This is a genomic window from Streptosporangium sp. NPDC049046 (assembly GCF_040649155.1).
GTDB lineage: Bacteria > Actinomycetota > Actinomycetes > Streptosporangiales > Streptosporangiaceae > Streptosporangium.
In genome coordinates, this window is record NZ_JBEZEZ010000002.1 from 98,018 (window position 1) to 117,367 (window position 19,350).

A 19,350-nucleotide genomic window follows, 5' to 3' on the forward strand; every position below is an offset into this window, starting at 1 on the left:
TCAGATCCGTATGGAGGAACCATCATGGCGAAGCTCAGCACCGACGAGCTGCTCGACGCTTTCAAGGAGATGACTCTTCTTGAGCTGTCCGACTTCGTGAAGCTCTTCGAGGAGACCTTCGACGTCAAGGCCGCTGCCCCCGTCGCCGTCGCCGCCGCCGCCCCCGGTGCGGCCGCCGTCGAAGAGGTCGAGGAGCAGGACGAGTTCGAGGTCGTCCTCGAGGCCGCCGGCGACAAGAAGATCCAGGTCATCAAGGAGATCCGCGCCCTGACGAGCCTGGGCCTCAAGGAGGCCAAGGACCTCGTTGACGGCGCTCCCAAGTCCGTCTTCGACGGCAAGGTCAACAAGGAGCAGGCCGAGAAGGCCAAGGCCGCCCTTGAGGGCGCCGGCGCCTCGGTGACCGTCAAGTAGTTCGTTTCATCGAGAAGAGCGGGTCCACCTGGTGCCGGTGGCCCGCTCTTCTCGTGTTTCCGCCCTCCTGCGATCCATACGCGGACCCGGGTGGGAGGGGCGGGAAGCGGCCGGCCGGGATGCGCGTCGGCGGCGGGGGAGGGCCATCCTCACCGGGCCGGACGCCTCGTCGTCTCGGGGGCCGGGGTGAATGGGTGGGCGAAATGGCCCGGGGCATGTGGGCGAAGGCCGTTATGCGGATCTGCGCGGCGGGTTATGATCCGGCGATCGGGGAGCGTACCGTCCGGCGCGGTGAGACGGCCGCGCTCGCCGGCCCGCGTTCCGCAGACCGTGCGATGGGAGAGAACGCATGGCAGTGCACGCCAATCGTTCCCGTCGCTCACGCCGCTCCCGTCGCCCTCTCAGGATCATGGGGCCGATGCTGGGAGTTTTGATCGTGGCGCTGCTCGTCGCCGCGTTCTGGATCGGTGCCGCCCTGCGCGACGCCCAGACGGCCGCTGACGACCGGCAGGCCGCGTTGAGGGCGGCGGGGGCCCACGCCCTGCATCTGCTCTCCGTCGGCTACCGGAGCGTCGACGAGGACATCGGGCGCATCCTCGACACCTCCACGGGCGTGGCCAGGGCCGAGTACGCCAGGACCGCCGCGGAGCTCAAGAGGAGCACGGTGAAGGACAAGATCCTCCAGACGGGTGCGCTGCGGGCCTCGGGGCTGGTCTCGTTGAAGGGGAGCACGGCCCAGGTGATGGTGGTGGGCGACGCGGTGATCCGGCGGGACGGGAGCAAGGACGCCCCGCAGGAGCGGTTCTACCGGTGGAACATGGAAGTGACCAAGGTCGGGGGATCGTGGCTCGTGTCCCAGGCGGAGCTGGTGCTGTGAGACATGCCTCCCGGCTGGCGATCGGACTCATGGTCGCCGTCGCGCTCGCGCTCGCGGCGGCCGTCTGGATCATGTTCACCGACCTGAGCCGGCTGCGCGCGGACGAGACGGCGGGCCGGGAGGCGCTCGCCGCGGCCCGTTCGGTCGCCCCCGACATGCTGTCGTATGACTATCGTACGATCGAACAGGATTTCGCAAGAGCGAGCGAATACACCGTCGGGGCGCTCAGTCTGCACTACCGGCAGCTGGCCAGGAGCATCGCTCCACAGGCCAGGAGACAGAAGACGGTGCAGCAGGCCACGGTGACCGGGGCCGGGGTCGAGTCGGTGGAGTCGGGAGGTTCCGGCCGGGTCGAGGTGCTGCTCTTCATGAGCATGAGCACGGTCAGGACCCCCGAGGGGGAGAAGGAGCCACGCCGGGTCGTCAGCCAGAACCGGGCCAGATTCATCATGATCAAAAAGGATTCCCGGTGGCTGGTCTCGGAGCTGTCCACCCTGCTCGGAGACCCTCCGCCCCCCTGATCGGCGCGTCGCTTTATTCAATTGTTAGTAAAGCCTTGGTTTGGGGTGGGTTGGCGGTTGGGTACACCGGCCATGGCAGCGTCGATCGTCGGTCGATCCATCGGCCGGTGTTCGATCCGCCGCGTGACTCAGCGTCAGCCACACCAGGTCGGGCATTGTCTCCGCTGTGGTGGTGTACGCAGGTCGCTCGGTGGGAAAACTCCCAGGGTCTCGGCTGTTTCCCTGCCGAAATGTCGGCTCCCGGGCTTGACGTTTCGGCTCTGACGGGCGATGCTGCGACCAACGTGGAGCTTGCAGCGAGACTGAAGTGGACAGGTGTATGCCGTTCGGCTACACTGCCCCTTTGCGCTGCCCTTTGACGACCCGCTTCTTTTGGTGCTCTGATGCATGGTCGTCTGGCGTGCGTGTAGTCAGTCCGCCGCGAGCCCTCGGAAGGACATCTGTTGGCAGCCTCGCGCAACGCCTCCGCCGTACCCGCCGGTCCCCGTCGTGTGTCTTTCGCACGAATTCAGGAGCCGCTAGAAGTTCCTGACCTTCTCGCTCTTCAGACCGAGTCCTTCGACTGGTTGCTCGGCAACGAGAAGTGGAAGGGGCGGGTCGAGGCGGCTCGCCAGGCCGGGCGCAAGGACGTTCCGGCCCAGTCGGGCCTCGAAGAGATCTTTGAGGAGATCAGTCCCATCGAGGACTTCTCCGGGACCATGTCCCTGTCGTTCCGCGATCACCGGTTCGAGCCGCCCAAGTACTCAGTCGATGAGTGCAAAGACAAGGACATGACCTACTCCGCCCCGATGTTCGTCACGGCGGAGTTCATCAATAACACCACTGGTGAGATCAAGAGCCAGACCGTGTTCATGGGCGACTTCCCGCTCATGACCGGTAAGGGCACATTCATCATCAACGGCACCGAGCGTGTCGTCGTCTCCCAGCTGGTCCGGTCCCCGGGCGTCTACTTCGACCGCAGTGTCGACAAGACCTCGGACAAGGACCTCTACGGATGCAAGGTGATCCCGTCGCGGGGCGCCTGGCTCGAGTTCGAGATCGACAAGCGCGACAGCGTCGGTGTCCGCATCGACCGCAAGCGCAAGCAGGCCGTCACCGTGCTGCTCAAGGCGCTCGGCTGGACCAGCGACCAGATCCTTGAGCGTTTCGGTCAGTACGAGTCGATGCGCGCCACCCTGGAGAAGGACCACACGGCCGGCCAGGACGACGCTCTGCTCGACATCTACCGCAAGCTGCGCCCGGGCGAGCCCCCGACCAAGGAGTCGGCGCAGACGCTGCTGGAGAACCTGTACTTCAACTCCAAGCGCTACGACCTCGCCAAGGTCGGCCGATACAAGATCAACAAGAAGCTCGGGGTCGACAGCGAGATCACCCAGGGCACGCTCGCCGAGGACGACATCGTCGCCACCATCGAATACATCGTCCGGCTCCACGCCGGCGAGACGGAGATGCCCGGCGCGAACGGTCCGATCGTCGTCGAGACCGACGACATCGACCACTTCGGCAACCGTCGTCTCCGTACGGTGGGCGAGCTCATCCAGAACCAGGTCCGCCTGGGCCTGGCCCGCATGGAACGCGTCGTCCGCGAGCGGATGACGACCCAGGACGTCGAGGCGATCACGCCGCAGACCCTGATCAACATTCGCCCGGTAGTGGCGTCGATCAAGGAGTTCTTCGGCACCTCCCAGCTGTCCCAGTTCATGGACCAGACCAACCCCCTCGCCGGACTGACGCACAAGCGTCGTCTGTCCGCGCTGGGCCCCGGTGGTCTGTCCCGTGAGCGGGCCGGTTTCGAGGTCCGTGACGTTCACCCGTCGCACTACGGTCGCATGTGCCCGATCGAGACGCCGGAAGGACCGAACATCGGTCTGATCGGCTCGCTGGCCTCCTTCGGCCGGGTCAACTCCTTCGGGTTCGTCGAGACCCCCTACCGCAAGGTCGTCGACGGCCGGGTCACCGACCAGGTCGACTACCTGACCGCGGACGAGGAGGACCGGCACGTCATCGCCCAGGCGAACACGCCCATCGGTCCCGACGGAACGTTCCTCGAGTCGCGCGTGCTCGTCCGCAGGAAGGGCGGGGAGTTCGAGTCCCTGCGCGCCACCGAGGTCGACTACATGGACGTCTCGGCACGCCAGATGGTGTCCGTGGCGACCGCGATGATCCCGTTCCTGGAGCACGACGACGCCAACCGCGCGCTCATGGGCTCCAACATGCAGCGCCAGTCGGTGCCGCTGCTCAAGAGCGAGGCGCCGTTGGTCGGCACCGGCATGGAATACCGTGCCGCGACCGACGCCGGCGACGTCATCACCGCCGACAAGGCGGGCGTGGTCGAGGAGGTCTCCGCCGACTACGTCACGGTGATGAACGACGACGGCACCCGTACGACCTACCGGGTCGCCAAGTTCAAGCGTTCCAACCAGGGCACCTGCTTCAACCAGAAGCCGATCGTCGCCGAAGGCGACCGGATCGAGGTGAACCAGGTCGTCGCCGACGGTCCCTGCACCGACGAGGGCGAGATGGCCCTGGGCAAGAACCTCCTCGTGGCGTTCATGCCGTGGGAGGGCCACAACTACGAGGACGCGATCATCCTCTCCCAGCGTCTGGTGCAGGACGACGTCCTGTCCTCGATCCACATCGAGGAGCACGAGGTCGACGCCCGTGACACCAAGCTGGGCCCCGAGGAGATCACCCGGGACATCCCGAACGTCTCCGAGGAGGTCCTGGCCGACCTCGACGAGCGCGGCATCATCCGCATCGGCGCCGAGGTCGTCCCCGGCGACATCCTCGTCGGAAAGGTCACGCCCAAGGGCGAGACCGAGCTGACCCCCGAGGAGCGCCTGCTGCGCGCGATCTTCGGTGAGAAGGCCCGCGAGGTCCGTGACACCTCACTGAAGGTGCCGCACGGTGAGCAGGGCAAGGTCATCGGGGTGCGCGTGTTCAGCCGCGAGGAGGGCGACGAGCTCCCCCCCGGCGTCAACGAGCTGGTCCGCGTCTACGTGGCCCAGAAGCGTAAGATCACCGACGGCGACAAGCTGGCCGGCCGGCACGGCAACAAGGGCGTCATCTCCAAGATCCTCCCGGTCGAGGACATGCCGTTCCTTGAGGACGGCACGGCCGTCGACATCATCCTCAACCCCCTGGGCGTGCCCGGCCGAATGAACGTCGGCCAGGTGCTGGAGACCCACCTCGGGTGGATCGCCGCCAGAGGGTGGGACATCAGCGGCATCCAGGAGGCGTGGGCCGAGCGGCTGCGCGACAAGGGCTTCGCCGAGGTCGACCCGCGCACCAACATGGCCACGCCGGTGTTCGACGGTGCCAACGAGGAAGAGATCATCGGTCTGCTCGACAACACCCTGGTCAACAGGGACGGCGGGCGGATGGTCGGCGCGAACGGAAAGGCCCAGCTGTTCGACGGCCGTTCCGGGGAGCCGTTCCCGCACCCGATCTCGGTCGGCTACATCTACATCCTGAAGCTGCTCCACCTGGTCGACGACAAGATCCACGCTCGTTCGACCGGTCCGTACTCCATGATCACCCAGCAGCCGCTCGGCGGTAAGGCCCAGTTCGGTGGCCAGCGCTTCGGTGAGATGGAGGTCTGGGCACTGGAGGCGTACGGCGCCGCCTACGCCCTGCAGGAGCTGCTCACCATCAAGTCCGATGACGTCCTCGGCCGCGTGAAGGTCTACGAGGCGATCGTCAAGGGCGAGAACATTCCCGAGCCGGGCATCCCGGAGTCGTTCAAGGTGCTCATCAAGGAAATGCAGTCGCTGTGCCTGAACGTCGAGGTGCTCTCCAGCGACGGCATGTCCATCGAGATGCGCGACACCGACGAGGACGTCTTCCGCGCCGCGGAAGAGCTCGGCATCGACCTGTCCCGGCGTGAGCCGAGCAGCGTCGAAGAGGTCTGATCTAGAAGCTGAGGAGGGGATTACATAGTGCTCGACGTCAACTTCTTCGACGAGCTTCGGATCGGCCTCGCGACCGCCGACGATATCCGCCAGTGGTCGCACGGCGAGGTGAAGAAGCCGGAGACCATCAACTACCGGACGCTCAAGCCCGAGAAGGACGGACTCTTCTGCGAGAAGATCTTCGGTCCGACTCGCGACTGGGAGTGCTACTGCGGTAAGTACAAGCGCGTCCGCTTCAAGGGCATCATCTGTGAGCGCTGTGGCGTCGAGGTGACCCGCGCCAAGGTGCGTCGTGAGCGGATGGGCCACATCGAGCTGGCCGCGCCCGTCACGCACATCTGGTACTTCAAGGGTGTCCCGTCCAGGCTGGGATACCTGCTCGACCTGGCCCCGAAGGACCTTGAGAAGGTCATCTACTTCGCGGCCTACATGATCACGCACGTCGACAAGGAAATGCGCGAGCGTGACCTGCCGTCGCTGGAGGCGAAGATCTCCGTCGAGCGGCAGCACATCGAGCAGCGCCGTGACGCCGACATCGAGGCTCGCCAGCGCAAGCTGGAGAGCGACCTGGCCGAGCTTGAGGCCGCGGGCGCCAAGGGCGACCAGCGCCGCAAGGTCCGGGAGGGCGCCGAGCGTGAGATGCGGCAGCTGCGCGACCGGGCCCAGCGCGAGCTGGACCGGCTGGACGAGGTCTGGAGCCGCTTCAAGAACCTCAAGGTCCAGGACCTTGAGGGCGACGAGCTGCTCTACCGCGAGATGCGCGACCGTTTCGGCCGCTACTTCCGCGGTGGCATGGGCGCCCAGGCGATCCAGGAGCGTCTGACCAACTTCGACCTCGCTCTTGAGGCCGAGAACCTGCGCGAGACGATCCGCAGCGGCAAGGGCCAGAAGAAGGCCCGCGCGCTCAAGCGTCTCAAGGTCGTGTCGGCGTTCCTGAACACCCGCAACTCGCCCAACGGGATGGTCCTCGACTGCATCCCGGTCATCCCGCCGGACCTGCGCCCGATGGTGCAGCTCGACGGTGGCCGGTTCGCGACCTCGGACCTGAACGACCTGTACCGCCGGGTGATCAACCGGAACAACCGCCTCAAGCGACTTCTCGACCTCGGCGCCCCCGAGATCATCGTGAACAACGAGAAGCGGATGCTCCAGGAGGCCGTCGACGCGCTGTTCGACAACGGCCGCCGTGGCCGCCCGGTCACCGGTCCCGGCAACCGCCCCCTGAAGTCCCTCAGCGACATGCTGAAGGGCAAGCAGGGCCGGTTCCGCCAGAACCTGCTGGGCAAGCGAGTCGACTACTCCGGCCGTTCGGTCATCGTCGTCGGCCCGCAGCTGAAGCTGCACCAGTGCGGTCTGCCCAAGCAGATGGCCCTGGAGCTCTTCAAGCCGTTCGTGATGAAGCGCCTGGTCGACCTGAACCACGCGCAGAACATCAAGTCGGCCAAGCGGATGGTCGAGCGTGCCCGGCCGGTCGTGTGGGACGTCCTCGAAGAGGTCATCACCGAGCACCCCGTGCTGCTCAACCGCGCGCCGACCCTGCACCGCCTGGGCATCCAGGCCTTCGAGCCGCAGCTGGTCGAGGGCAAGGCCATCCAGATCCACCCGCTCGTCTGCACCGCGTTCAACGCGGACTTCGACGGTGACCAGATGGCCGTGCACCTGCCGCTGTCGGCCGAGGCGCAGGCCGAGGCCCGCATCCTGATGCTGTCGACGAACAACATCCTCAAGCCGGCCGACGGCAAGCCCGTGACCATGCCCACCCAGGACATGATCATCGGTCTTTACTCGCTGACCACGCTCAAGGACGAGGACGAGAACGGTGTCGGCAAGGGTCGGGTCTTCGGCTCGGTGTCGGAGGCGCTCATGGCCTTCGACCGCCGCGAGCTGGACATCCAGTCGCTGATCCAGATCCGGATGAAGGGAGACGTCCCGCCGCCCCGCGGCTGGGCCGCTCCCGAGGGCTGGGAGGCGGGTGACAGCTACCGCCTGGAGACCACCCTGGGTCGTTGCCTGTTCAACCAGACCCTGCCGGCGAACTACCCGTACGTGAACTCGCAGGTCGGCAAGAAGCAGCTCTCGGTCATCGTGAACGAGCTCGCCGAGAAGTACCCCAAGGTCGAGGTCGCCGCGGCGCTCGACGCCCTCAAGGACGCCGGTTTCTACTGGGCGACCAGGGCCGGTGTGACGATCTCCATCGAGGACGTCATCGCGCCGCCGAACAAGGCCGACATCATGGAGACGTACGAGCGCAGGGCCGACAAGGTCCAGCGTGAGTACGAGCGCGGTCTGATCACGGACGAGGAGCGCCGTCAGGAGCTCATCGAGATCTGGACGCACGCGACCAGTGACGTGACCGACGACATGCAGAAGGCGTTCCCGAAGACCAACCCGGTCTGGATGATGGTCCAGTCGGGCGCCCGAGGAAACCTGATGCAGGTCCGGCAGATCTCCGGCATCCGTGGCCTGGTGTCCAACACCAAGGGCGAGACGATCCCGCGTCCGATCAAGGCCTCGTTCCGCGAGGGCCTGTCGGTGCTGGAGTACTTCATCTCCACCCACGGTCAGCGGAAGGGTCTGGCGGACACCGCGCTGCGGACCGCCGACTCGGGTTACCTGACCCGTCGTCTGGTGGACGTCGCGCAGGACGTCATCGTCCGCGAGATCGACTGCGGCACCGACCGTGGCGTCCCGCTGCACGTGGCCGACCGCGACGCCCAGGGCAACCTGGTCAAGGCGGAGAACGCCGAGAGCAACGTGCACGGCCGCATCCTCGCCGAGGACGTGGAGGTGGACGGCAAGATCATCGCGCCGATGGGTGTCGACATCAACGACATCCACGTCACCGCCCTGGTCGAGGCCGGGGTGGAGACCGTCAGGACCCGCAGCGCCCTCGTCTGCGAGGCCAAGATCGGTGTCTGCGCCACCTGCTACGGCCGTTCGCTCGCGACCGGCAAGCTCGTGGACGTCGGCGAGGCGGTCGGCATCATCGCCGCCCAGTCGATCGGCGAGCCCGGCACCCAGCTGACGATGCGGACCTTCCACACCGGTGGTGTGGCGGGCGCCGACATCACCCACGGTCTGCCCCGTGTGCAGGAGCTCTTCGAGGCGCGCGTCCCCAAGGGTGTCGCCCCGATCAGCGAGGCCGAGGGCCGGGTCCGCATCGACGAGACCGACAAGACCCGGAAGATCGTGATCGTCCCGGACGACGGTTCCGAGGAGGTCGCGTACCCCGTGTCGATGCGGTCGCGCATGCTCGTCTCCGACGGGCAGCGTGTCACGGTCGGCCAGCAGCTGATCGCCGGTGCGGTCAACCCCAACGAGGTGCTGCGCATCCTCGGCCCCCGGGCCGTGCAGCTGCACCTTGTGGCGGAGGTCCAGCAGGTGTACCGCTCGCAGGGTGTGTCGATCCACGACAAGCACATCGAGATCATCGTGCGGCAGATGCTCAAGCGCGTGAACGTGCTGGAGTCCGGCGACGCCGACATGCTGCCCGGTGAGCTCGTCGAGCGGCCGCGCTTCGAGCGGATCAACCGCGAGTGCGTGGCGGAGGGCGGCACGCCGGCCTCCGGACGCCCGGTGCTGATGGGCATCACCAAGGCCTCGCTCGCCACCGAGTCCTGGCTGTCCGCGGCGTCCTTCCAGGAGACGACCCGAGTGCTCACCGACGCGGCGATCCACGCCAAGTCGGACTCGCTGCTCGGCCTCAAGGAGAACGTCATCATCGGAAAGCTCATCCCGGCCGGTACGGGCATGCCCCAGTACCGCAACATCCGGGTCGAGCCCACCGAGGAGGCGAAGGCCGCCATGTACACCGTCGGCGGCTACGACGGCTCCGCGGCCGACTACACCTTCGGTTCGGGCTCCGGCGAGGCCGTGCCGCTGGAGGAGTACGACTTCGGTCAGTACAACCGCTGAACGGCACGACCGCTGAGCGGTCGCTGACGGCAGAGTGGTCGCAGACGGCGCCCGGTCCCCTTCAAGGGGGCCGGGCGCCGTCGCTTTCCCTCCGGCACCGTCGCCTTTCCCGCCTGCCGACCCGATAGCTGGGGATGTGGACCTTTCTTGACCGGAATGTTGCGGCGAAAGCCACACGTTAATGCGGAGAACGGCCGGAGAAGTGCTTCGCGCCGGGTAAACTCGACACGGACCCGGAAGCGGTCGGTCGGAAACCGATCGCGGGAGTCATGACACGAACGCCGACGCCTGGCGAGTGCAGCCGTTTTGACGTGTTGCGTTGGGCTGGGTAGTCTTTCCCTTCGTGCCCATGTCTTCATGGGTCTTCATGCGTGCGCGTCGCCAGTTTCCCGATGAGGGGTCGGCAGAGGCGCCGTATGGCCTCCTCCACCGGACCGGCCTTAACCGGGATGTGGCGCGAAACTTACGCGACACGCCCGACCGCGTGGGTCGGAGGGGATGAAAGAACCGCAGGTCATGACACCGGCAGCACCTGCAAAATGCACCACATTCGAATTACCGGCTAGCACGAACGGAGACGCGGTGCCCACGATTCAGCAGCTGGTCCGCAAGGGCCGCCAGGACAAGGTCACAAAGACCAAGACTCCGGCGCTCAAGGCCAGCCCTCAGCGACGCGGCACCTGCATGCGCGTTTACACCACGACCCCGAAGAAGCCGAACTCCGCGCTCCGCAAGGTCGCGCGTGTCCGGCTCACCAACGGCATCGAGGTCACGGCCTACATCCCCGGTGTCGGCCACAACCTCCAGGAGCACTCCATCGTGCTCGTCCGTGGTGGTCGTGTGAAGGACCTGCCGGGTGTTCGCTACAAGATCATCCGCGGCTCGCTCGACACCCAGGGTGTCCGTAACCGCAAGCAGGCCCGTAGCCGTTACGGCGCGAAGAAGGAGAAGTAAGAATGCCTCGCAAGGGTTCTCCTGGCCGCCGTCAGCTCATGGCTGACCCGGTTCACAACTCGCCCCTGGTCACCGCGCTCATCAACAAGGTGCTCCTGGACGGCAAGCGCTCCATCGCCCAGTCCATCGTGTACGGCGCCCTCGAAGGCGCCAAGGAGAAGACCGGCAACGACCCGGTCGTCACCCTGAAGCGCGCGCTGGACAACGTCAAGCCCACCCTTGAGGTCCGCAGCCGCCGTGTCGGTGGCGCGACCTACCAGGTCCCGGTCGAGGTGCGCGCGACGCGTAGCACCACCCTGGCCCTGCGCTGGCTGGTGCAGTACTCCCGCGCCCGCCGCGAGAAGACCATGACCGAGCGCCTCATGAACGAACTGCTCGACGCCAGCAACGGCCTCGGCGCAAGCGTCAAGAAGCGCGAGGACACCCACAAGATGGCCGAGTCCAACAAGGCCTTCGCCCACTACCGCTGGTAACAGCGGGTTCGACGAGACGACGAGGACGCGAGAGAAGTGGCCACCACGACCGCTCTTGACCTGGCCAAGGTCCGTAACATCGGGATCATGGCCCACATCGACGCGGGCAAGACCACGACGACCGAACGCATCCTGTTCTACACCGGTATCAACTACAAGATCGGTGAGGTCCACGAGGGCGCAGCCACGATGGACTGGATGGAGCAGGAGCAGGAGCGTGGTATCACCATCACCTCCGCTGCCACGACCTGCGAATGGCTCGGCCACACGATCAACATCATCGACACGCCGGGCCACGTGGACTTCACGATCGAGGTGGAGCGCTCGCTCCGCGTCCTCGACGGTGCCGTCGCCGTGTTCGACGGCGTCGCCGGTGTCGAGCCGCAGTCCGAGACGGTCTGGCGTCAGGCCGACCGCTACGAAGTGCCCAGGATCTGCTTCGTCAACAAGATGGACCGGGTCGGCGCGGAGTTCCACCGCTGCGTCGACATGATGATCAGCCGCCTGAACGCGACCCCCGCCGTCATCCAGCTTCCCTGGGGCGTCGAGGCCGACTTCAAGGGCATCATCGACCTGGTCAAGATGAAGGGTCTGCTCTGGAGCGCCGAGGCGGCCAAGGGCGAGATGTACGAGACCGTCGACATCCCGGCCGAGCACGCCGAGGCCGCTCGCGAGTGGCGTGACAAGCTCGTCGAGACCGTCGCCGAGAACGACGACGAGCTGATGGAGCTCTTCCTCGAGGGTGTCGAGCCCACCGAGGAGCAGCTGGTCGCGGCCATCCGCCGCGCGACGCTGGCCAGCGCCATCAACCCGGTCCTGACCGGCACCGCGTTCAAGAACAAGGGCGTCCAGCCCCTGCTCGACGCGATCGTCGCCTACCTTCCCGCCCCGATCGACATCCCGGCCTTCAAGGGCCACGCGGTCGGCAAGGAAGACGAGGTCATCGAGCGTCACGCGGACGTGAACGAGCCGTTCTCCGCGCTCGCCTTCAAGATCATGAGCGACCAGCACCTCGGTCGCCTCACCTACATCCGCATCTACTCGGGCACGCTCGAGACCGGCACCGCGGTGACCAACTCGGTGAAGGGCCGCAAGGAGCGGATCGGCAAGATCTACCAGATGCACGCCAACAAGCGCGAAGAGCGTTCGTCGGCCGTCGCAGGTCAGATCGTCGCCGTGATGGGCCTGAAGGACACCACCACCGGTGACACCCTGGCCGACCCGGCTCACCCCGTGGTCCTGGAGTCGATGAACTTCCCGGCGCCGGTCATCAGCGTCGCCATCGAGCCCAAGACCAAGGGTGACCAGGAGAAGCTGGGCACCGCGATCCAGCGCCTGGCCGAGGAGGACCCGTCCTTCCAGGTCCGTCGTGACGACGAGACCGGGCAGACGGTCATCTGGGGTATGGGCGAGCTCCACCTGGAGATCCTCGTCGACCGGATGCGCCGCGAGTTCAAGGTCGAGGCCAACATCGGCCGGCCTCAGGTGGCCTACCGGGAGACCATCCGCCGCAAGGTGGAGAAGGTCGACTACGTCCACAAGAAGCAGACCGGTGGTTCCGGCCAGTTCGCCAAGGTCATCATCGACATTGAGCCGCTGGGCGAGGGCAACGACGGTTACGAGTTCTCGAACAAGGTCTCCGGTGGCCGCATCCCGAGGGAGTACATCCCCTCGGTCGACGCGGGCGCCCAGGAGGCGGCCGAGTTCGGTGTTCTCGCCGGATACCCCATGGTCGGGGTCAAGGTCACCCTGCAGGACGGTGCCTACCACGAGGTGGACTCGTCCGAAATGGCCTTCAAGATCGCTGGCTCGATGGCCTTCAAGGAGGCCGCGCGCAAGGCGGACGCCGTAATCCTGGAGCCGATGATGGCCGTTGAGGTCACCACGCCCGAGGACTACATGGGTGATGTCATCGGTGACCTCAACGGTCGCCGCGGGCAGATCCAGGCGATGGACGAGCGCTCCGGCGCCCGGATCATCAAGGCGCTCGTGCCGCTCTCTGAGATGTTCGGCTACGTGGGAGACCTCCGTAGCAAGACGCAGGGGCGCGCGAGCTACAGCATGCAATTCGACTCCTACGCCGAAGTGCCCGCGCACATCGCCAAGGAGATCGTCGCGAAGGTGCGGGGCGAGTAGTCCAGCACCATTCCGGGTGCGGGTAACGAGGAGATCGTCACCCCGCCACCGGAGGGGTGCGGGGCGAGAGCTTTCTCGCCGGCCGGTTCCGAGAGGGACCGGCCTCCCCAATCCCGAATATGAAGACGCAAGTCACGTCAGAATCTCTAAGGAGAGAGCAGTGGCCAAGGCCAAGTTCGAGCGGACCAAGCCGCACGTAAACATCGGCACCATTGGGCACATCGACCACGGCAAGACCACTCTGACCGCGGCGATCACCAAGGTGCTCCACGAGCGTTTCCCGAACCTCAACGAGGCGACCCCGTTCGACAAGATCGACAAGGCGCCCGAGGAGAAGGCTCGTGGTATCACGATCTCCATCGCGCACGTCGAGTACCAGACCGAGAAGCGCCACTACGCCCACGTGGACTGCCCCGGTCACGCCGACTACGTGAAGAACATGATCACCGGTGCGGCTCAGATGGACGGCGCGATCCTCGTGGTCGCCGCCACCGACGGTCCGATGCCGCAGACGAAGGAGCACGTCCTCCTGGCCCGCCAGGTCGGCGTCCCCTACATCGTCGTCGCCCTCAACAAGTCCGACATGGTGGACGACGAGGAGATCCTGGAGCTCGTCGAGCTCGAGGTCCGCGAGCTTCTCTCGGCCCAGGAGTTCCCCGGCGACGACCTGCCGGTCGTCCGCGTCTCGGCGCTGAAGGCGCTTGAGGGCGACACCAAGTGGGGCGACTCGATCATCGAGCTCATGACCGCCGTGGACGAGAACGTCCCCGAGCCGACCCGTGAGACCGAGAAGCCGTTCCTCATGCCGATCGAGGACGTCTTCTCGATCACCGGTCGCGGTACGGTCGTCACCGGCCGTATCGAGCGCGGTATCGTCAAGGTCAACGAGACCGTCGACATCATCGGCATCAAGGAGACCAAGACCACCACCACGGTCACCGGTGTCGAGATGTTCCGCAAGCTCCTCGACGAGGGGCAGGCGGGTGACAACGTCGGTCTGCTCCTGCGCGGCATCAAGCGCGAGGACGTCGAGCGCGGCCAGTGCATCATCAAGCCGGGCACGACCACCCCGCACACCGAGTTCGAGGCCCAGGTCTACATCCTGAGCAAGGACGAGGGCGGCCGCCACACCCCGTTCTTCAACAACTACCGCCCGCAGTTCTACTTCCGTACGACCGACGTGACCGGTGTGGTGAACCTCCCCGAGGGCACCGAGATGGTCATGCCCGGCGACAACACGGAGATGAACGTCGCGCTGATCCAGCCCATCGCGATGGAGGACGGTCTCAAGTTCGCCATCCGTGAGGGTGGCCGCACCGTCGGTGCGGGTCGAGTGACCAAGATCATCAAGTAGTACGATCGCGGAGTGGCGGTCGGCCCTCGAAACAGGGCCGACCGCCTCACCACGAGGGGACCGCGCCGCAGGGCGCGAACCCCGGCAGGACCCCACGAACCGTGATCTCGCAGTTGGTTCGGCCGAAGGATGACCGAACTCACTGCCAGATCACGGAAGAAAGCGCGGACTCACAGCGTCTGCTACGTGGGGCATGTGCGGAGACGCCGCCCCAGGGCGAGACGTGCTCCGGCACGACGTGGCGGGACCGTCCAGATGGGCCGGCCACGACATAGCGGCAACAGGCCGCACGTAACTTTTTCAGACGACAGTGAAGGACACCGAGGCCATTATGGCGGGACAGAAGATCCGCATTCGGCTCAAGGCCTATGACCACGAGGTCATCGACGTCTCGGCCAAGAAGATCGTCGAGACGGTGACAAGGACTGGCGCCAAGGTCGCGGGCCCGGTGCCGCTGCCGACCGAGAAGAACGTGTACTGCGTCATCCGCTCGCCGCACAAGTACAAGGACAGCCGCGAGCACTTTGAGATGCGCACGCACAAGCGGCTGATTGACATCATCGACCCGACGCCGAAGACGGTCGACTCGCTCATGCGACTCGACCTTCCCGCCGGCGTTGACATCTCGATCAAGCTCTGAGGGAACGCACTGACATGGCTAACAAGATCAAGGGCGTCCTGGGCAAGAAGCTCGGCATGACCCAGGTCTTCGACGCGGACAACCGGATGGTCCCGGTGACCGTCGTCGAGGCTGGCCCGTGCGTCGTGACCCGCGTCCGCACCGCCGAGAAGGACGGCTACACCGCCGTTCAGCTGGGCTTCGGCCAGGTCGACCCGCGGAAGGTCAACAAGCCGCTCGGCGACTACCTGCGCAAGCACGACATCACCCCGCGCCGTTACTTCGCGGAGATCCGCACCGACGACGCGAGCGACTACACCCTGGGCCAGGAGCTCCTCGCCGACACCTTCGAGGCCGGCCAGTTCGTCGACGTGACGGGCAAGAGCAAGGGCAAGGGCTTCGCGGGTGTCATGAAGCGCCACGGCTTCAAGGGTCTGGGCGCCTCGCACGGTACGCAGCGCAAGCACCGCTCGCCCGGTTCCATCGGTGGCTGCGCCACCCCCGGCCGCGTCTTCAAGGGCGTGCGCATGGCGGGCCGGATGGGCAACGTCCGCACGACCGTCCAGAGCCTCAAGGTTCACGCCGTGGACGCCGAGAAGGGCCTCATCCTGATCAAGGGTGCGATCCCCGGCGCCAACGGCAGCCTGGTCCTGGTCCGCACCGCCGCCAAGAAGGGGGCTGCCAAGTGAGCACCATTGACGTCCTCGACGTACGCGGTGAGAAGGCCGGCACCGTCGACCTGCCGGAGGACATCTTCGGCACGAAGGTCAACATCCCGCTGATCCACCAGGTCGTCGTGGCCCAGCTCGCCGCTCGCCGGCAGGGCACCCACAAGGCGAAGACCCGCGGTGAGGTCCGAGGCGGCGGCAAGAAGCCGTACCGCCAGAAGGGCACCGGCCGCGCCCGCCAGGGTTCGACCCGCGCCCCGCAGTTCACCGGTGGTGGCACCGTCCACGGCCCGGTTCCGCGGGACTACTCGCAGAAGACTCCCAAGAAGATGAAGGCCGCCGCCCTGCGCGCGGCCCTGTCCGACCGGGCGACCGGCGGCCGCGTTCACGTGGTCAGCGGTCTGGTCGAGGGGGAGACCCCGAAGACCAAGGCGGCTCTTGAGTCGCTTCGCAGGCTCACCAAGGCCCGCAGCGTCCTGGTCGTCGTCGACGAGGGTGACGAGCTCAGCTGGCTGAGCCTGCGCAACGCTCCCGAGGTCCACCTCCTGGACGCCGGGCAGCTCAACACCTACGACGTGCTCTGCTACGACGACGTCGTCTTCACTCAGGACGCGTACGACCAGACCGTGGCGCGTCTGAGCAAGAGCGGGAAGGAAGACGCCTGATGGAGAAGATCGCCGACCCGCGCGACATCATCATCAAGCCGGTTGTCTCCGAGAAGAGCTACGGCCTGATCGACGAGCACAACAAGTACACGTTCCTGGTGCGGAAGACGGCCAACAAGACGCAGGTCAAGATCGCCGTTGAGAAGATCTTCGGTGTCAAGGTCGCCAGCGTCAACACCATCAACCGCCAGGGCAAGCGCAAGCGGACCAGGTTCGGCTACGGCCAGCGCCCGGCCACCAAGCGAGCCATCGTCAGCCTGGTCGAGGGCGACCGGATTGACATCTTCGGCCAGATCGGCTGACGCGCTCGCTCAGTAAGTACAGGGAGAAAGCCCCTCGCCGTCTGGTGAGGGGCATTCGACCGGATTAACCGACGAAGGATGAACGAAAAAGATGGGCATCCGTAAACTCAAGCCGACGACCCCGGGTCGCCGCGGCGCCAGCGTCTCGGACTTCGCCGAGATCACGCGCAGCACGCCCGAGAAGTCGCTGCTTGCACCCCTGCACAGCAAGGGTGGCCGTAACGTCCACGGCCGAGTCACCACCCGTCACCAGGGTGGTGGCCACAAGCGCGCCTACCGGATCATCGATTTCCGGCGTCACGACAAGGACGGGATTCCGGCCAAGGTCGCTCACATCGAGTACGACCCGAACCGCACGTCTCGCATCGCGCTGCTGCACTACGCCGACGGGGAGAAGCGCTACATCCTCTGCCCGACCGGCCTCAAGCAGGGCGACCACATCGAGAACGGCCCCACGGCCGACATCAAGCCGGGCAACTGCCTCCCGCTGCGCAACATCCCGACCGGTACCTTCATCCACGCGGTGGAGCTCCGTCCGGGCGGTGGCGCCAAGCTGGGCCGGTCCGCCGGCGCGCAGATCCAGCTCCTCGCCAAGGAGGGCCAGTACGCCACGCTGCGTATGCCCTCCGGTGAGATGCGCCAGGTCGATGTCCGCTGCCGGGCCTCGATCGGCCAGGTCGGCAACGCCGAGCAGGCCAACATCAACTGGGGTAAGGCCGGACGCATGCGGTGGAAGGGCAAGCGCCCCACCGTCCGCGGTGTCGCGATGAACCCGGTCGACCACCCGCACGGTGGTGGTGAGGGTAAGACCTCCGGCGGTCGTCACCCCGTCAACCCCAAGGGCAAGCCCGAGGGACGTACCCGTGCGGCGAACAAGGCCAGCGACCGGCTGATCATCCGCCGTCGTACCAAGCGGAAGAAGCGGTAGGAGCAGCCAAAATGCCACGTAGCCTTAAGAAGGGTCCCTTCGTGGACGACCACCTTCAGAAGAAGGTGGATGTCCAGAACGAGAAGGGCACCAAGAACGTCATCAAGACGTGGTCGCGGCGCTCCATGATCGTGCCCGACATGCTTGGTCACACGATCGCCGTTCACGACGGCCGCAAGCACGTCCCGGTGTTCGTCACCGAGTCGATGATCGGCCACAAGCTGGGTGAGTTCGCTCCCACGCGAACCTTCCGCAGCCACGTCAAGGAAGACCGCCGCAGCCGGCGATAAGCGCCTCAGGAAGAGGACGTCGAGCCGAGAACGATCGGAAGCGATCGTCACGGGCGAGACGGACTCGACCAAAACGAAGGGTAAGAGGAGTAAGCGATGGAAGCCAGGGCTCAGGCGCGGTTCGCGCGCCACACGCCCATGAAGGCCCGCCGTGTGGTGGACCTCATTCGCGGGCTGCCCGCTTCGGAGGCGCAGGCCGTGCTGCAGTTCGCTCCCCAGTCGGCGAGCGAGACCGTGTACAAGGTACTTTCGAGCGCCATTGCCAACGCGGAGCACAATTTCAAGCTCGACCGTGACACGCTCTTCGTGAGCCGTGCCTGGGTCGACGAGGGCCCGACGCTGAAGCGGTTTCGTCCCCGTGCTCAGGGTCGTGCCTATCGGATCAACAAGCGGACCAGCCACATCACCGTGATCGTGGAGTCCCGCGAGCCGAAGGGGAGGACCCGCTAGTGGGTCAGAAGGTTAACCCGCACGGGTTCCGCCTCGGCATCACGACCGACTTCAAGAGCCGGTGGTATGCCGACAAGCTCTACAAGTCGTACGTTGCCGAGGATGTGGCGATCCGCCGCATGCTCAAGAAGGGCATGGAGCGGGCCGGCATCTCCAAGGTGGAGATCGAGCGGACCACCGACCGGGTACAGGTCGACATTCACACCGCCCGTCCGGGCATCGTCATCGGCCGCCGCGGCGCCGAGGCGGACCGGATCCGCGGTGACCTCGAGAAGCTGACCAAGAAGCAGGTCCAGCTGAACATCCTCGAGGTCAAGAACCCTGAGATCGACGCTCAGCTCGTCGCCCAGGGTGTGGCCGAGCAGCTGTCCAGCCGTGTCTCGTTCCGCCGTGCCATGCGCAAGGCGATGCAGTCGGCGATGAAGAGCGGTGCCAAGGGCATCCGGGTGCAGTGCTCCGGCCGTCTCGGCGGCGCCGAGATGTCCCGTTCGGAGTTCTACCGCGAGGGCCGCGTGCCCCTGCACACCCTCCGCGCGGACATCGACTACGGCCTGTACGAGGCCCGCACCACCTTCGGTCGCATCGGCGTGAAGGTGTGGATCTACAAGGGTGAGGCTCCGACCAGCCGCGCCGAGCGCGAGGCGGCCGCCGCCGGTGCTCGCGCGGGCCAGCGCCGTGACCGCGACGACCGTCGTGGCCCTGGTGCCGGTGGCGGCGACCGTCCCCGTCGTGGCGCCGGTGGCGCCCGTCGTGGTGCCGGCGCCGGCCGCGGTGACCGCGCTTCGGGTGGCTCCGCCGCCCCCAGGACCGAGGCGGCCTCGCAGGCCGCCCCCGAGACCGGCCCGGCTGCGCAGCCGGGTGCTGAAGGGAGCTGAC

The 19,350-nt window shown here is 66.3% G+C and carries 17 protein-coding genes; all 17 read left to right on the forward strand.

Going from position 1 to position 19,350, the window contains the following annotated elements:
- Positions 1–24: 24 nt before the first annotated feature.
- The gene (gene rplL / locus AB0B96_RS02840) at positions 25–411 is read left to right on the forward strand and encodes a 50S ribosomal protein L7/L12 (RefSeq protein ID WP_350943257.1); all 387 of its coding nucleotides are present in this window, start codon (positions 25–27) and stop codon (positions 409–411) included.
- A 418-nt stretch (positions 412–829) separates the two neighbouring features.
- Positions 830–1,288, forward strand: a complete 459-nt coding sequence (locus AB0B96_RS02845) for a hypothetical protein (RefSeq protein ID WP_362895972.1) — start codon at positions 830–832, stop codon at positions 1,286–1,288.
- The gene (locus AB0B96_RS02850) at positions 1,285–1,809 is read left to right on the forward strand and encodes a hypothetical protein (protein WP_350943259.1); all 525 of its coding nucleotides are present in this window, start codon (positions 1,285–1,287) and stop codon (positions 1,807–1,809) included. The genes AB0B96_RS02845 and AB0B96_RS02850 overlap by 4 nt, the downstream gene beginning before the upstream one ends.
- A gap of 443 nt (positions 1,810–2,252) precedes the next feature.
- Entirely contained in the window at positions 2,253–5,720 is a 3,468-nt protein-coding gene (gene rpoB, locus AB0B96_RS02855) for a DNA-directed RNA polymerase subunit beta (protein ID WP_362895974.1), read from the forward strand.
- Between the two features lie 27 nt (positions 5,721–5,747).
- Positions 5,748–9,635 carry a DNA-directed RNA polymerase subunit beta' gene (locus tag AB0B96_RS02860; protein ID WP_350943261.1) on the forward strand — a complete coding sequence of 1,296 codons (3,888 nt, stop codon included), beginning with the start codon at positions 5,748–5,750 and terminating at the stop codon, positions 9,633–9,635.
- Positions 9,636–10,217: 582 nt separating this feature from the next.
- Positions 10,218–10,589 (forward strand): 30S ribosomal protein S12, encoded by a 372-nt coding sequence (gene rpsL, locus AB0B96_RS02865; protein WP_012887826.1) that lies wholly within the window; start codon positions 10,218–10,220, stop codon positions 10,587–10,589.
- Between the two features lie 2 nt (positions 10,590–10,591).
- The gene (rpsG, locus tag AB0B96_RS02870; RefSeq protein WP_350943262.1) at positions 10,592–11,062 is read left to right on the forward strand and encodes a 30S ribosomal protein S7; all 471 of its coding nucleotides are present in this window, start codon (positions 10,592–10,594) and stop codon (positions 11,060–11,062) included.
- 36 nt (positions 11,063–11,098) lie between these two features.
- The gene (gene fusA / locus AB0B96_RS02875) at positions 11,099–13,198 is read left to right on the forward strand and encodes an elongation factor G (protein WP_362895977.1); all 2,100 of its coding nucleotides are present in this window, start codon (positions 11,099–11,101) and stop codon (positions 13,196–13,198) included.
- Positions 13,199–13,358: 160 nt separating this feature from the next.
- Positions 13,359–14,552, forward strand: a complete 1,194-nt coding sequence (tuf, locus tag AB0B96_RS02880; protein ID WP_350943265.1) for an elongation factor Tu — start codon at positions 13,359–13,361, stop codon at positions 14,550–14,552.
- 331 nt (positions 14,553–14,883) lie between these two features.
- Positions 14,884–15,192, forward strand: coding sequence for a 30S ribosomal protein S10 (rpsJ, locus tag AB0B96_RS02885; protein WP_030912931.1), 309 nt, complete (start codon positions 14,884–14,886; stop codon positions 15,190–15,192).
- Positions 15,193–15,206: 14 nt separating this feature from the next.
- Positions 15,207–15,860, forward strand: coding sequence for a 50S ribosomal protein L3 (gene rplC / locus AB0B96_RS02890; protein ID WP_329089937.1), 654 nt, complete (start codon positions 15,207–15,209; stop codon positions 15,858–15,860).
- Positions 15,857–16,504 carry a 50S ribosomal protein L4 gene (rplD, locus tag AB0B96_RS02895; RefSeq protein WP_350943267.1) on the forward strand — a complete coding sequence of 216 codons (648 nt, stop codon included), beginning with the start codon at positions 15,857–15,859 and terminating at the stop codon, positions 16,502–16,504. The genes rplC and rplD overlap by 4 nt, the downstream gene beginning before the upstream one ends.
- Positions 16,504–16,806, forward strand: coding sequence for a 50S ribosomal protein L23 (gene rplW / locus AB0B96_RS02900; protein ID WP_030912923.1), 303 nt, complete (start codon positions 16,504–16,506; stop codon positions 16,804–16,806). Before rplD ends, rplW begins: the two co-directional genes overlap by 1 nt.
- A 91-nt stretch (positions 16,807–16,897) precedes the next feature.
- Positions 16,898–17,734, forward strand: coding sequence for a 50S ribosomal protein L2 (gene rplB / locus AB0B96_RS02905; protein ID WP_350943268.1), 837 nt, complete (start codon positions 16,898–16,900; stop codon positions 17,732–17,734).
- A gap of 11 nt (positions 17,735–17,745) precedes the next feature.
- Positions 17,746–18,024 (forward strand): 30S ribosomal protein S19, encoded by a 279-nt coding sequence (gene rpsS, locus AB0B96_RS02910; RefSeq protein WP_012887835.1) that lies wholly within the window; start codon positions 17,746–17,748, stop codon positions 18,022–18,024.
- A 96-nt stretch (positions 18,025–18,120) separates the two neighbouring features.
- On the forward strand, positions 18,121–18,474 hold the full coding sequence (gene rplV, locus AB0B96_RS02915; RefSeq protein WP_030912916.1) for a 50S ribosomal protein L22: 354 nt from the start codon (positions 18,121–18,123) through the stop codon (positions 18,472–18,474).
- On the forward strand, positions 18,474–19,349 hold the full coding sequence (gene rpsC, locus AB0B96_RS02920; RefSeq protein WP_350943269.1) for a 30S ribosomal protein S3: 876 nt from the start codon (positions 18,474–18,476) through the stop codon (positions 19,347–19,349). Before rplV ends, rpsC begins: the two co-directional genes overlap by 1 nt.
- Position 19,350 lies beyond the last annotated feature (1 nt).

Bases quoted from the DNA above. Each gene is read 5' to 3' on its own strand.
- rplV (WP_030912916.1), top strand. From the start codon at position 18,121: ATGGAAGCCAGGGCTCAGGCGCGGTTCGCGCGCCACACGCCCATGAAG.
- AB0B96_RS02845 (WP_362895972.1), top strand. From the start codon at position 830: ATGCTGGGAGTTTTGATCGTGGCGCTGCTCGTCGCCGCGTTCTGGATC.
- rplC (WP_329089937.1), top strand. From the start codon at position 15,207: ATGGCTAACAAGATCAAGGGCGTCCTGGGCAAGAAGCTCGGCATGACC.
- rplL (WP_350943257.1), top strand. From the start codon at position 25: ATGGCGAAGCTCAGCACCGACGAGCTGCTCGACGCTTTCAAGGAGATG.
- rpsJ (WP_030912931.1), top strand. From the start codon at position 14,884: ATGGCGGGACAGAAGATCCGCATTCGGCTCAAGGCCTATGACCACGAG.
- rplB (WP_350943268.1), top strand. From the start codon at position 16,898: ATGGGCATCCGTAAACTCAAGCCGACGACCCCGGGTCGCCGCGGCGCC.
- rpsS (WP_012887835.1), top strand. From the start codon at position 17,746: ATGCCACGTAGCCTTAAGAAGGGTCCCTTCGTGGACGACCACCTTCAG.
- rpsG (WP_350943262.1), top strand. From the start codon at position 10,592: ATGCCTCGCAAGGGTTCTCCTGGCCGCCGTCAGCTCATGGCTGACCCG.
- rplW (WP_030912923.1), top strand. From the start codon at position 16,504: ATGGAGAAGATCGCCGACCCGCGCGACATCATCATCAAGCCGGTTGTC.